Here is a 12451-nt window from a genome sequence, read left to right on the forward strand (position 1 = left end):
CCTACTCGACGGGAACGCCCACGGCGCGCGCAAGGGCGGTCGCCGTCACCTCGATGATCTGGGGGACGTAGAAAACGATCCCAATAAAGATCGCAAGTAGAACAAATTGGACAAATCGGGTAATCTCTCGCGTGAAGAGGAAGAAGATCGCGACGACCGACACGATCACCAGGAACAGCGGCCCGAAGAATCCCCGGAGCCATTCCGCGAGGCCCTGGGTGTCCAGGGAGTCCTCGGGCGGGGCGTCGGCCGCCGCGAGCACGATCGCCCCGGCCGTGTCCGACACCGCGTGCACGACACTGGAAAACAGGGGGAGCATGTCAGTCGCCGTCCTCCCGTGCCTCACGTCTGAACTGCATGGCCTTCGATCTCCTTGTCTCGGAACCCCGTGGTGCCGCCTCAGCGGCCGAAGGACTGGGGAGCCCCCTGGATGTCGCGCACGTACCACTCGCCGTCCGAGCGGACGACGGTGATCCGGTAGCTCTGCGTGAGGGACGCGGACTCGTCGCCCGCTCCGGGGATCCGCCACTCCACGGTCGCCGTGGCCTGGCGTACATCATCCTCCCCCACCTCGGAGCGGACGGGTACCGCCACGTCCTCGAGTTGCCCGAACTCCAGGGATCCCTGCGGGAGCTGGGCCACGGACGCGCCGTCCTCCAGGTAGCGCGACAGGTGCTCCGGGGTCTCGGCATAGGCCTCGAAGAAGGAGGTCAGCACCGGCTGCAGCTCTTCCTCGGCCCGGGGGTCGGACTCGCTTCCGGACGCCTCGGGCAGTTCGGCCTTGTCGGGGGCGGCCAGCAGGGCCGGGGGGCCGGAGACCACGAGCGAGGAGGGGTCTTCGGCGTAGACGGGGACGTCGAGGCTCATGGGAGCGCCGTTGACCCGGGCGCTGAGGGTGACGACCGCGTTGGCGTCGTCCTCCGGGGTGACGGTGACGACCTGGATCTCGGAGCCGGAGAGCGATCCGGCGGGGACGTTGAAGGAGTCGGCGTCGCCTTCGGGGACGAACTCGGCGATCGCCTCGGCGCGCGCGGTCTCGCCGCCGTCATCGGCGGCGTTCAGGTAGTGCTCGGCGAAGCGGGCGGCGAAGGCGGCGGCGGCGGCCTCGGGGTACTCGGGCTCCTCCGGCTGCGGTTCGGCGTCCTCGGAGGAAGGCGTGGCGATGCCCTCCCGCAGGGGGTGCCAGACGCCGTTGAAGAGCACGACGATGATGAAGGCCCACAGGACGGCGCGGCCGACCCAGACCCACCAGCGGCCGCCCGAGCCGGCCCTGGGCCGCCTCAGGCGCCCCGCGCCCCCGCGCACGTCGTCGGCCGCATCGGCGGCTTCGGGGGCACCGCCGCTCCGTGCGGTCGACCTGCGAGCCATCACGCCTCCCCCAACTCTCCTTCGGCGGACTCCGCTCCACCGGACACGGACCGTCCCCGGGCACAGCGGCACCCCGGCTCCTGCCGAGCCCTGTCTACCCCATACCTATGGTGATGCATTGTTCAGGATCTCGGTCGCCATTACCCGTCCGTGTTTCTTCACCAACCGCACGATGTACCCGGCATGTCGAACCGCCAATACCCCCGTACCTGGTCGAATCACATCGAACCACGAAGGATGCCGAGGTCAATGGGGTAATTGCGGTCCGACCGGAAACGGCGAGGTGCCTGTTCGGCAACAGGAATGTGACGTTCGGCGGTCTTGCCCGCGCCGCGCCCGACTGGCGCCCCGGGGCCGTGGCACCGCAGACACGGGTGGAACCGGATCCCCCTCCGGGGCATCGGAGGCCGGACGGCCAACGATGAGGAGAGCGCCATGACGGCCCCGATCCACCACCCCGCGCAGCCGGAGGACCTGCCTTCGGCACCGATGCTGTGGGCCCACGGGGTCCTGGGGGCGGCGATCGCCGCGGCGGCCCCCGAACGGGCCGGCCCCTCCCTCTTCGTCCTGGATGCCGAGGGGGTGATGATGGACCCTGAGGACGGGACGTGGTGGCGTCTGGCCTGGATCGACGAGCACACGGCGGTGCTCACCGGAAACGAGCCGCTCGGATACCGCTGCCAGCAGTACCAAGGCCTGGTCGACAAGCTGGCCGGCGCACCGGACCGGCTCCCGCTCACTCGGCTGCGCGACCTTCTCGACCGCACTGAGGGGGGCCATTGGGAGCCGTCGTTCCTCTACTGGTGGATCGATGGCTCGTGGGGGCGCACCGAGTACCCCGGGGACATCGACGACGGGCTGTGCGTCGTGGGGAGCATGGGCACGCCCGAAGGCCTGCTTCGGTACGGGTGCATCGGCGCCCCGTCGCCGGAGTCGGTCGCAGAGGTCTTGGGGGCGGCGGCCACCGGCGCTCTCACCCCCGCTTCCCTTGAGGCGTTCCTGGCCACGTGCGGCGTGGACGATACCGCCCCGGCCACGGCCCTCGCCCGGCAGTGCGGACTCACCCCGGACGCCCCCCGCCCCGCAACGGGGGCCGGTTAGCGGTCCGGCCGCGCTGCCGGGCTTCGGCGCGCTCTCCAGGTGAGCGCCACGGGCGCGCGGGCCACGCACTCAAGGACCGCACAACACGACGGTCAGGGCGCTCTCCGACTCATGCCCGGGTCGGTCACCGTTCTTCAACGGATGCCGCACGAAGCATCCTCGCCGCTGCGCCTTTCACCCGGTCGCGAAGCTCGTCGGGGCGGTCGATCACCACCTCGCAATCAAGGGCCGCAATGACGGCGGGGATCCAGTCGAGGCTCTCGGCATGGATCTCGGCCCGATGCAGGGGCGGGCCGGATTCGCCCGCCTCTTCCGCCGTACGGTCAAGTCGCTCGATCCGAGCGACGCTGGGCGGGAGATGCGCGCGGATGTGCTCCTCGGTCGCTCGGATGCGAAGCAGGATCCGCCAGCGGTAGTCCGCATCGGCGAAGTGCTCGACGAGCCAGGCCGCCGCGTCAGGGCGCCGTGGTGCATCGAAGGTCTCCGAGAGCGGGCGAGCGGCACGGACCCGGTCGACACGGAACGCGCGCTCCTCCGACTTCTCCGCGTCGAGCGCGACGAGGTACCAGCGGCCCGCGTACGCGAGCAAGCCGTAGGGGTGGACCCTCCGCCGCGACGGAACGCCCTCACGGTTGCGATACCGCAGGTCCACGACGCTCCGAAGGCGCACGGCCTCAGCGAGGGCGAGCATCACGGCGGGGTCGGGGACGACGTCCCCGTGCCGTGCACCGCGCGTGACCGTCCCGAGTACGGCGTCGATCCGCTCCGCATCATCGGGCCGCATCGCTCGCTTGACCTTGGACAGAGCGGTCTGCACGGCGAGCTCCGGCTCCCCTGACGCCGCCTGCGCGTGAGCGAGCCCGAGGAAGACCGCCACCGCTTCCTCACCGCTGAACACGACCGGAAGGACGCGCCGGCCGGGCGCGAGCCGGTAGCCGCCGTACCTGCCCCGCAGGGACTCGACGTGCACCCCGGCCTCGATCAGTCGCGCCACGTCCCGGCGAACCGTCCGTTCGTCGACGGCGAGGCGCTCGGCCAGCTCGGCGACGGTGCGCTGGTATGAGGACTGCAGCAACTCCAGCAGCTGCAATGTACGCGCGGTCGGATCAGCCACGACGACCATCCTTTCTTTGAAACCGGGCGGTTTCCGCCCGGTAGGGCGCGTACGGTCCGATCCGCCGGTCCGATCCGCGGCCGCGAGCCGCGCGCACACCCCGGCCCACTCACCACGAGGAGAAATGGAGCATCAGCAATGCAGCTGGCAGCCACCCGGATCATCACCGACGACGTGGACACGCTGGTCACGTTCTATGAGAAGGCCACGGGGATCAGCGCCGCGCGCCTGCACCCGATGTTCGCCGAACTGCGCACCCCGTCCGGCGCCCTCGCGATCGCCGACTCCGCGACGGTGCCGCTGCTCGGGGACGACGTCGCCGAGGCGCATGCCAACCGCAGCGTCGTCCTGGACTTCCTGGTCGATGACGTCGACGGGACCTACGAGGCGCTGAGGAGCGTCGTCGACGTGATCGTCAAGGAGCCGACGGACATGCCGTGGGGGAACCGTTCGCTCCTCGTCCGGGACCCGGACGGCAACCTGGTCAACTTCTTCACACCGACCGGCGAGGAGGCCCGGGCCCGATTCGCCGACCGGCCCCGGGACTAGGGCATGAATTAAGGGGGCGCGCACGCATCCCAGCAGCGCGCCCCCTTCGAGCGGGCGGCCGTCGTCCTGAGCGGACAAACGGCGCTCAAGCGGAACCGGCTACACGTTGAAGCGGAACTCCACGACGTCTCCGTCGGACATCACGTAGTCCTTGCCCTCCATGCGGACCTTGCCGGCCGAGCGGGCGGCCTGCATGGTGCCGGCCTCGACGAGGTCGTCGTAGGAGACCACCTCGGCCTTGATGAAGCCGCGCTGGAAGTCGGTGTGGATGACACCGGCCGCCTCAGGGGCCGTGGCGCCCTTCTTGATGGTCCAGGCGCGGGCCTCCTTCGGGCCCGCGGTCAGGTAGGTCTGCAGGCCGAGGGTGGAGAAGCCCACCCGCGCCAGCTGGGAGAGGCCGGCCTCGGACTGGCCCATGGACTCCAGCAGTTCGGCGGCCTCGTCGTCGTCGAGCTCGGCCAGCTCCGCCTCGATCTTGGCGTCGAGGAAGATGGCCTCGGCCGGGGCGACCAGCTCCGAGAGCTTGGCGCGCAGGGTCTCGTCGGCGAGCTCGTCGCTGTCGAGGTTGAACACGTAGAGGAACGGCTTGACCGTCAGCAGGTTCAGCTCGCGGATGGCCGCCAGGTCCACGCCGCCCTCGGCGGCGCCCACCGACAGGCCCTTGCCCGAGTCGAGCACCGCCTGCGCCGCACGCGCCGCCTCCAGGGCCGCCTGGGCGCCCTTGTCCTTGGCGTTGCGCTTGGCGTCCTTCTCCAAGCGCGGCAGCGCCTTCTCCAGCGTCTGCATGTCGGCGAGGATCAGCTCGGTGTTGATCGTCTCGATGTCCCGCGAGGGTTCGATGCCGCCGTCGACATGGGTGACGTCCGGGTCGTCGAAGGCACGGATCACCTGGCAGATGGCGTCGCTCTCCCGGATGTTGGCGAGGAACTGGTTGCCCAGCCCCTCCCCCTCCGAGGCCCCGCGCACGATGCCGGCGATGTCGACGAAGTCGACCGTGGCCGGGATCGTCTTCGCGGAGTCGAAGATCTCGGCGAGCTTGACGAGCCGTGGGTCGGGCACACCCACGACACCGACGTTGGGCTCGATGGTCGCGAACGGGTAGTTCGCGGCCAGAGCATCGTTCTTGGTCAGCGCGTTGAAGAGGGTGGACTTGCCGACGTTGGGCAGCCCGACGATCCCGATAGACAGACTCACGGACACCGAGTCTAGTTGCGCCGGGAGCGTGGACTCGCCGTTCGACCACCCGGAACGCCCCCTCCGGGTCCCGCCGCGCCCTCTGGCGGCGATGGGGGACTTTTCGGTTACAGGACACCGATCTTCGGATGAAATGCCCTGCGCGCAGGAACGCCGCGCAGTACGTTCGTGTTCAGCCGCACGCATCCTGGGCAGGGGTGCGTCTCGGCTGCGCGCTGTGCGCCGACCACATCGACTGGGGGGATCGACCATGGTTGCCGGACAGGTTCGAGCGTTCGTTCAACGCCATCCCGTGGTGCGCCACGCCACCCGCAGGATCCGGATCCGGCTCCCGGTCAGCCTCGGCGGCATCGATCCCGAGCACGTCCCGCCCCGGGTGCGCCGGTTCGAGCTGCGGCTGCCGCGACGCGCCGGGGCACCCCGCACCGGCCCCGACGCCCTGTCGGTGCGCGCGCCGGGCGACCTGTGGACCCCCGGGCGCCTGCATGCGCGCGGGTTGCCCGGCTACCGGCCCGAGGCCCTGGCCTGCTTCCTCGCGGTCCTGGAGCATGCCCGCCCAGGCGCCGTGCTCGATGTGGGCGCCAACGTGGGCGTGTACGCGGCCCTGGCAGCGGCCCGCACCCGGCGCAGGGTGATCGCCTTCGAACCCGCCCCGCGGGCCGCGCGCGCGGCGCGCGCCATCGCCGCCGACAACGGGCTGGGCGTGGAGGTCGTGGACCTGGCGCTGAGCAACCACAGCGGAACCGGCCTGCTGCGCCTCTCCCCCGACGACGCGTCCAACTCGCTGCTGCCCGCCGCGGGCCATGCGAGAGGCAGGGTGGTCGTGCCGGTGCGGCCGCTGTCGCACTGGCGGGAGGAGGCCGGGGTCCTGCCGTCGGTCGTGAAGATCTCCGCGTGCGCGTCCGAGCCCGACGTCATCTCCGGCGGGCTGGAGGTCCTGCGGCGCTTCCGCCCCTGGGTGCTGTGCGAGGTGCGCCCCGGGCACGGTATCGGCCACCGCCTCACGGCCCTCCTGGAGCCGCTGGACTACCACTGGTACCGGATCTCCGGCAGACCTCCCTACGAACCGCGGCCGTCGATCTCTGAGAGCGGCGCCTCCAAACGCGGCGGGATGTGGCTGTTCGCCCCCACGCCCGCCCCTGAGGGGCTGTGGCGCAGCGCCCAGGCGTGGCGGGCCGCCATCGACGAGTGCGGGTGACGGTGTCGACGGCGGCCCGGTGGAATCGGCTCTCAGGGGGTCAGATCCAGCCGTCGAGGCTCGCCATGTAGGCGTCGAAATCATCGCGGTGACTGCAGTGCCCGGTCCCCGCGACCACGCGCACCTCGAAGCCCCGTTCCTTCAGCTCCTCGGCCGCCTCAGGGGAGATGGTGAAGCTGGGGTCGGCCAGCTGCACCAGCGAGGGCACCACCGGACGGGCGGGGAGGAGGTCCTGCCCCGCGCAGTCGGTGATCATGGTGAAGAAGTCGGGGTCGAAGAGGGCGAAGCCCGCCGCCTCGGCCTTCACGTCGTCCGGGCTCCAACGGGGGTTGGCCGCGGCGATCGCCTCGGCGTCGGCGGTGGCGACCATCTTCCGCATCGCCGCGATGTCGCCGTCGCGGACCGCGGTGAACAGCCACCCCGGGTCGTAGTAGACGGCGCGCCGCGGCCCCAGGCGCTCCACGGCCAGCGACAGTGCCAGCCCGCCCATCGAGTGGCCGATCGCCACCTCGGCACCCTGGGGCAGGTTCTCGGCCAGGTCCCGGGCGAGCAGCTCGGGGGTGTAGGCACCGCGCGGGCTCCGGCCGTGCCCGCGCATGTCGGGGGCGACGACGCGGTACCCGCGGGCCAGGAGCGCGTCCTCGACCGCGTGCCAGGTCCGGTGGTCGGACATGGCGCCGTGGACGAGGAGCGCGGTCCGGTCGCCCCCGCCGCTGGTGTGCACGTTGAGCCGCATGGTGGTGGCCCCCTTCCGGTGGTGGGCGGCGCCGCCGGTCAGGCGACGGTCTTGACGCGGGTGATGGCCAGCGCCCCGAGCAGGGACAGGACCGCGCCGACGATGAACAGGTACAGGTAGCCGCCGAAGAGCACGACGATCCCGCCCGCCACGAACGGGGCGATGATCTGGGGGCCGGCGTTGGCGATGTTGAGCACGCCCAGGTCGCGGGCGGCGTCGGAGCCGGCGGGCAGCACCAGGGTGACGATGGCGTGGTCGGCGGCCATGAAGACCCCGAACGCGGCCCCGGCGATGGTCGCCCAGACGAGGATCCCCGCGAAGGTGGGGACGAAGACCGGCACCAGGGTGCCCGCCGCCGCGATCAGGCCGGCGATGAGCACGAACGGCTTGCGCCGGCCCATCCGGTCCGACAGCGGGCCGATGACCGCCGTGCAGGCCACGGTCAGCGCGGTGTTGGCCAGGGTGAGCAGGGGGACCGCGTCGGTGGGGGCCAGACCGCCGGGCAGCTCGATGTAGTCGGACAGGATGTAGACCTGGTAGCCCAGGATCGCGAAGAAGCCCATCATCATGAGCGCGCGGCTGGTGAACGCCCAGGTGAAGTCGGGACTGCGCAGGGCGGTGCCGAAGCCTCTGACCTGGGCGAGCAGCGGGTTGGGGCCGGCGGCCGCGCGGGGCGGGAGCTCGGCGCCGCGCGGGTCGTGGGTCAGGGCGGTGAACAGCACCGCGACCACCACGATGGCCGCGCCCAGCAGGATGTAGCCCAGTTCGAGCCGGCCGACGAAGCGGGCGGCGACCACGCTGCCGGCGACCATGCCCACCGACTGGGCGATGCCCATGACGGCCGAGGCGCTGCCGCGCCGCTCGGCCGGGACCCGGTCGGGGACGGTCGCGGTGATGGCGGCCTGGTAGACGTTGCCCATGGCCTGGGCGGCGCACCAGCCCACCGCCAGGAGCCACAGCGCCGGGGACAGCCCCATGACGGCGAGGAAGGCCACGGCGCCGAGGGAGCCCCCGATCAGCCAGGGGTTGCGGCGCCCCCAGCGGGTGCGGGTGCGGTCCGAGAGCATGCCCCCGATGGGGTTGAACAGGGTGGCGAAGACGGCGCTGACCCCGGTGACCACGGCGAGGTTGACCTCTTTGGCGGCCGGGTCGAAGGCCTCCACCTGGACCGGCAGCAGGATGCCGACCACGCCGAGGTACATGGCGTACAGGGCCAGGTTGGCGGTGGCGTAGAGGGCGAGGAACCGGGAGAGGCCGCGGCGGCCCCAGGGGCGGCGTGCGGGGGCCGGGGTGCTGGAGGGGCTGGGCAGGGACACAGGGGGTCTCCTTCGCACGGCGGACACGGCGATGGATCGGCACATCCCCCCAGGTCGTGCGCTGATTACACGTTTAACCTAGGCGAGCGCAGCCCGGGCGTCAACGGGTGTTCGGCGGATTGTTGTTCGCCCCGCATGCCCTTCTCGCTCGCCCCCGCACGCCGACCGCGAGCCGACCGCGCGCCCGTCGAACGGCCGTCCGCACTCCGGGCGCGGTTCGGCACGGCAGAATGGACGCGATGAGCGCGACCCGCCCCCGACCACCGACCATCACCGACATCGCCCGGCACGCCGGGGTGTCCACGGCCACGGTGTCGTACGTCCTCAACGACACCCCGGGAGCGCGGATCCCCGAGGCCACCCGCCGCCGGGTCTCCGAGGCCGCCGAGGAGATGGGGTACGTACCGCACGCAAGCGCGCGCTCGCTGCGCACGGGCCGGAGCGACCTGGTCGTCTATGCGATGCCGGCGGTCACGCTCGGCCCCCTGGCGGCGCGCTTCCTGGCCGGGCTGGCCGACGAGCTGCAGGACCGCGGTTTCACGCTGGTCCTGCACGGCGACGGGGCCTCGCGAGGGGTGAACGCCGCCCGCCGGTGGGCGCGGCTCCGCCCCGCGGCCGTGATCGCCGAGGGACACCGCCTCACGCGGGCGGCCAAGGACCTGATGCGGCGCTCGGGGACGGTGCTGGTGGCCTCCGGGGGGAAGGCCGACCCCGACCTTCCCACGCTGGTCCTGGACCATCGGGGGATGGGAACGGTGGCCGGTCGGCATCTGGCGGAGCAGGGGTGCCGCGACGTCGTGGCCGTGGTGCCTGCCGAGCCCGCCCTCAAGGAGATGGGCGAGGCGCGTGCCGAGGGCGTTGCGGCGGCCGTGACCGGCTCCGGAGTGGCCCTGCGCCGCGCGGAGATGCGGGAGACGCCCGAGGACGCCTCCCGCATCGTGCAGGAGTGGTTCCGGGACGGCCTGCCCGACGGGGTGTTCGGCTACAACGACGAGCATGCGGGGCTCTTGCTCTCGGCGCTGATCGACACCGGTGTGGACGTGCCCGGCCGGCTCCGGCTGATAGGGGGCGACGACCTTCCCCTGTGCGGGATGCTCAGGCCGCGGCTGACCTCGGTGGCTCTGAAGGCCGAATGCGCCCCCGCCGAGGCCGCTGAGCGCCTCGTCTCCCTCATAGCGGGGGCGGACAGGGCCGAACAGGACCTCAACCTGTGGACGCCGGAGCTGCGCATCCGCGAGTCGTCCTCGTCGTCGCAGTCGTCCCAGTCCCAGTCGTCCCGGTCGCCCCGCCCGTCCTGAAACAGCGATCACGGGCCGGCCCCGCGTTACCGCTTCCCCTTCCCTTCGACCGTTTCGACCGTGATTTCCGACGACAGCCTCAGGTCCGCGTAGGAGCGCCCGACGAGGACGTCGTAGGCGCCGGGGACCAGGGTCCACGCGCGGGCCTGCTCGTCCCACGTCTCCGCGGCGCGCCGGGGGATGTCCAGCAGGGCCTCGGCGGTCTCCCCCGGGCCCGCTTGGACCGTCGCGAACCCGGCCAGCCAGCGGACCGGGCGGTCCCCGGGGTCCTTCGGGGCCAGATAGACCTGGACGACCTCGCGGCCGGTGCGCTCCCCGGTGTTGGTGACGCTCACACGGACCCGGGCCAGACCGGCACCGCCGCCCGTGGCCTCGGGGGCGACCTCGGGATCGGCATCGGGCTCGGCCTCGACACCGTCGTAGGACCAGTCGGTGTAGGTCAGGCCGTGGCCGAACCAGAACGCCGGGCCCGCCTCGGCGCGCTCCCAGGCGCGGTAGCCGATGAACACGCCCTCGTCGTAGTCCAGGATCCCGTCGGTCGGCGCGACGTCCCAGACCGGCACGTCCTTCTCCTCGGCCGGCCAGGTGGTGGGCAGGCGACCGCCGGGCTCCTGCTCCCCCAGCAGCACGTCGGCCAGGGCCGCCCCCAGCTCCTGCCCGCCGAACCAGGTGAGCAGCGCCGCGTCGACCCGGTCGCGCCAGGGCATGAGCACCGGCGAGCCCGCGTTGACCACCGCGACCGTGCGCGGGGCGGCCTCGGCCACGCGCGCCACCAGCTCGTCCTGGCGGCCGGGCAGCGCGAGCGTGGTGCGGTCGAACCCTTCGGACTCCACGTCCTCGGTGGTGGCGGCGATGACCACCGCCACGTCGGCGTCGGCCGCGGCGGCGACCGCCTCGTTGATCAGCGTGTCGCCGTCCGCCATCGGGTCGCCGTGTTCGAGGCTGAACCCGACGAAGGCGAAGTCGCCCATCGGCGCGCCCGTGGTGGCATGGGAGAGTTCGACCTCGACCTGCTCGCCTTCAGAGAGGTCCACGGTGACCTCCCTCCGGGGCGGGTGGAGGAAGGCGGTTGCGGGGTCGCCGCCCTCGGGGTCGATCGTGCCGTCAAAGAGCGTGGCGCCACCGACCTTCAGGACGAACCGACCGACCCCCGCAACGGCGAAGGTGTGCGCCCCTGAGGTGCCCGGGGTGAAGGTCCCCGAGGCGACGACCTTCGCCAGGGTCCCGGGGACCGCGCCTTCCGGAAGCTCGCCGATCCAGCGCGCCGTGCCGTCGGTGAGGGCTTCGGACGCCACACACCTGTCCTCGGCATCGTAGAAGGAGGCCGTCAGGGGGCCGGGCATCGGCGGATGGTGCTCGCGAGGGTCGGCACCCACGCTGTAGGTGAGCTCCACACCGTCGGGCAGGGCATCGCGCAGCCCTTCAAGGGGCGTGATGGTGCGCTCGGAGAACACGGTTGCGCTTCCGCCCCCGCTCGTGCGCGCCTCCGAGGCCGCGAGCCCGATCAGTGCCACCTTGCGGACGCCGCCCCGGACATCGAGCGGGAGGGTGCGGTCTTCATTGCGGAGAAGGACGAAGGAGCGCGCGGCGACCTCCCGGGCGACGGACCGGCCGTCCAGAGGCTCGGGCAGTTCGGACCGCGGAACGACCGGGTCGGCGCCCTCCAGCAGGCCCACGCGCGCGGCGAGCGTGAGCATGCGGCGCGCCATGGCGTCTACGGCGGATTCGGGCACACGGCCGTCGCGGACGGCGGCCACCAGGTGCTCACCGTAGACGGTGCGGGGGCCGGGCATCGCCGCGTCCATACCGGCGAGCGCATCGCGCACCGTGTCCCGGGCGGCCGTCCAGTCCGAGACGATGAACCCGTCGAAGCCGAACTCGTCGCGCAGGACGGAGTTGAGCTCCGTGTGCTCGGTCATGGTGGCGCCGTTGACCTTGTTGTAGGCGGCCATCACACCCCAGGGGCGGGCCTCGGCGACGATGTGCTCGAAGGGCGCCAGGTAGATCTCGCGCAGCGCGCGCTCGCCGACGCGGTTGTCGACCGTGAAGCGGTCGGTCTCGGCGTCGTTGGCGACGAAGTGCTTGACGGTGGTCCCCACGCCGCCTTCCTGAACGCCGCGCACGTAGGCCGCGCCGATCACCCCGGTCAGGCGGGGGTCCTCGGAATAGCACTCGAAGTGGCGGCCGCCGAGCGGGCTGCGGTGCATGTTGACGGTGGGGGCGAGGAGCACGTGCACCCCCTTGCGGCGGGCCTCTTGGGCGAGCAGCCGGCCTGCGCGCCGGATCAGTTCCGGGTCCCAGGTGGCGGCGAGCGCGGTCGGGCTGGGCAGCTGGACGGACGGGTCGTCCGGCGTCCAGCGCTCCCCGCGGACGCCGACCGGGCCGTCGGACATGACCAGCCGTCCCAGACCGATCTCGGGGGCGGGGGCGAGCGCCCACGCCGTGGCACCGGAGAGCAGGCGCACCTTGCCCTCCAGGTCGAGCCGGGCGAGCGCCTCGTCGACGCGGCGCTCCCGCCGCTCGTCTGCTGCGGATCCGTTCGGTGCGGGTGCGGGCATGGCGGGTTCCCCCCCGGGG

11 protein-coding genes are annotated in these 12451 nt (G+C 72.2%); 4 read left to right on the forward strand and 7 right to left on the reverse strand.

Annotation, left to right across the window (positions count from 1 at the left end):
* Nucleotide 1 precedes the first annotated feature (1 nt).
* Together D450_RS0118695 and D450_RS0118700 are read right to left on the reverse strand one after the other, a co-directional pair.
* Nucleotides 2-319: a hypothetical protein gene (locus D450_RS0118695; RefSeq protein ID WP_026124181.1), complete on the reverse strand. Its 318-nt coding sequence runs from the start codon at nucleotides 317-319 to the stop codon at nucleotides 2-4.
* 80 nt (nucleotides 320-399) lie between these two features.
* On the reverse strand, nucleotides 400-1368 hold the full coding sequence (locus D450_RS0118700; RefSeq protein ID WP_017540184.1) for a conjugal transfer protein: 969 nt from the start codon (nucleotides 1366-1368) through the stop codon (nucleotides 400-402).
* A gap of 435 nt (nucleotides 1369-1803) precedes the next feature.
* Between D450_RS0118700 and D450_RS0118705 the strand changes: the two genes are divergently transcribed.
* On the forward strand, nucleotides 1804-2469 hold the full coding sequence (locus tag D450_RS0118705; protein ID WP_017540185.1) for a hypothetical protein: 666 nt from the start codon (nucleotides 1804-1806) through the stop codon (nucleotides 2467-2469).
* A gap of 124 nt (nucleotides 2470-2593) precedes the next feature.
* On the opposite strand, the gene D450_RS0118710 is transcribed toward D450_RS0118705, so the two are convergent.
* Nucleotides 2594-3592 carry a helix-turn-helix transcriptional regulator gene (locus D450_RS0118710; RefSeq protein ID WP_017540186.1) on the reverse strand — a complete coding sequence of 333 codons (999 nt, stop codon included), beginning with the start codon at nucleotides 3590-3592 and terminating at the stop codon, nucleotides 2594-2596.
* A gap of 129 nt (nucleotides 3593-3721) precedes the next feature.
* On the opposite strand from D450_RS0118710, the gene D450_RS0118715 reads away from it, so the two are divergent.
* Nucleotides 3722-4132, forward strand: coding sequence for a VOC family protein (locus D450_RS0118715; protein ID WP_017540187.1), 411 nt, complete (start codon nucleotides 3722-3724; stop codon nucleotides 4130-4132).
* A 99-nt stretch (nucleotides 4133-4231) separates the two neighbouring features.
* Here D450_RS0118715 and ychF read toward each other — a convergent pair whose 3' ends face one another.
* Complete coding sequence (ychF, locus tag D450_RS0118720) at nucleotides 4232-5326, reverse strand: redox-regulated ATPase YchF (protein ID WP_026128642.1); 1095 nt, start codon at nucleotides 5324-5326, stop codon at nucleotides 4232-4234.
* Nucleotides 5327-5618: 292 nt separating this feature from the next.
* On the opposite strand from ychF, the gene D450_RS0118725 reads away from it, so the two are divergent.
* Complete coding sequence (locus D450_RS0118725) at nucleotides 5619-6524, forward strand: FkbM family methyltransferase (protein ID WP_017540189.1); 906 nt, start codon at nucleotides 5619-5621, stop codon at nucleotides 6522-6524.
* Nucleotides 6525-6564: 40 nt separating this feature from the next.
* Here D450_RS0118725 and D450_RS0118730 read toward each other — a convergent pair whose 3' ends face one another.
* Nucleotides 6565-7260 (reverse strand): alpha/beta fold hydrolase, encoded by a 696-nt coding sequence (locus tag D450_RS0118730; RefSeq protein ID WP_017540190.1) that lies wholly within the window; start codon nucleotides 7258-7260, stop codon nucleotides 6565-6567.
* Between the two features lie 38 nt (nucleotides 7261-7298).
* Entirely contained in the window at nucleotides 7299-8576 is a 1278-nt protein-coding gene (locus D450_RS0118735) for an MFS transporter (RefSeq protein ID WP_017540191.1), read from the reverse strand.
* Between the two features lie 239 nt (nucleotides 8577-8815).
* Here D450_RS0118735 and D450_RS0118740 point away from each other — a divergent pair, with 239 nt between their 5' ends.
* Nucleotides 8816-9874, forward strand: coding sequence for a LacI family DNA-binding transcriptional regulator (locus tag D450_RS0118740; RefSeq protein WP_017540192.1), 1059 nt, complete (start codon nucleotides 8816-8818; stop codon nucleotides 9872-9874).
* Between the two features lie 26 nt (nucleotides 9875-9900).
* Here D450_RS0118740 and D450_RS0118745 read toward each other — a convergent pair whose 3' ends face one another.
* Nucleotides 9901-12432: a beta-glucosidase family protein gene (locus D450_RS0118745; RefSeq protein WP_017540193.1), complete on the reverse strand. Its 2532-nt coding sequence runs from the start codon at nucleotides 12430-12432 to the stop codon at nucleotides 9901-9903.
* Nucleotides 12433-12451: the final 19 nt, after the last annotated feature.

The sequence above is a fragment of the Nocardiopsis halophila DSM 44494 genome (genome assembly GCF_000341245.1).
GTDB classification, from domain to species: Bacteria; Actinomycetota; Actinomycetes; order Streptosporangiales; family Streptosporangiaceae; genus Nocardiopsis_A; species Nocardiopsis_A halophila.

Bases quoted from the DNA above. Each gene is read 5' to 3' on its own strand.
- D450_RS0118745 (WP_017540193.1), bottom strand. From the start codon at position 12,432: ATGCCCGCACCCGCACCGAACGGATCCGCAGCAGACGAGCGGCGGGAG.
- D450_RS0118730 (WP_017540190.1), bottom strand. From the start codon at position 7,260: ATGCGGCTCAACGTGCACACCAGCGGCGGGGGCGACCGGACCGCGCTC.
- D450_RS0118715 (WP_017540187.1), top strand. From the start codon at position 3,722: ATGCAGCTGGCAGCCACCCGGATCATCACCGACGACGTGGACACGCTG.
- D450_RS0118710 (WP_017540186.1), bottom strand. From the start codon at position 3,592: ATGGTCGTCGTGGCTGATCCGACCGCGCGTACATTGCAGCTGCTGGAG.
- D450_RS0118705 (WP_017540185.1), top strand. From the start codon at position 1,804: ATGACGGCCCCGATCCACCACCCCGCGCAGCCGGAGGACCTGCCTTCG.
- D450_RS0118700 (WP_017540184.1), bottom strand. From the start codon at position 1,368: ATGGCTCGCAGGTCGACCGCACGGAGCGGCGGTGCCCCCGAAGCCGCC.
- D450_RS0118740 (WP_017540192.1), top strand. From the start codon at position 8,816: ATGAGCGCGACCCGCCCCCGACCACCGACCATCACCGACATCGCCCGG.
- D450_RS0118695 (WP_026124181.1), bottom strand. From the start codon at position 319: ATGCTCCCCCTGTTTTCCAGTGTCGTGCACGCGGTGTCGGACACGGCC.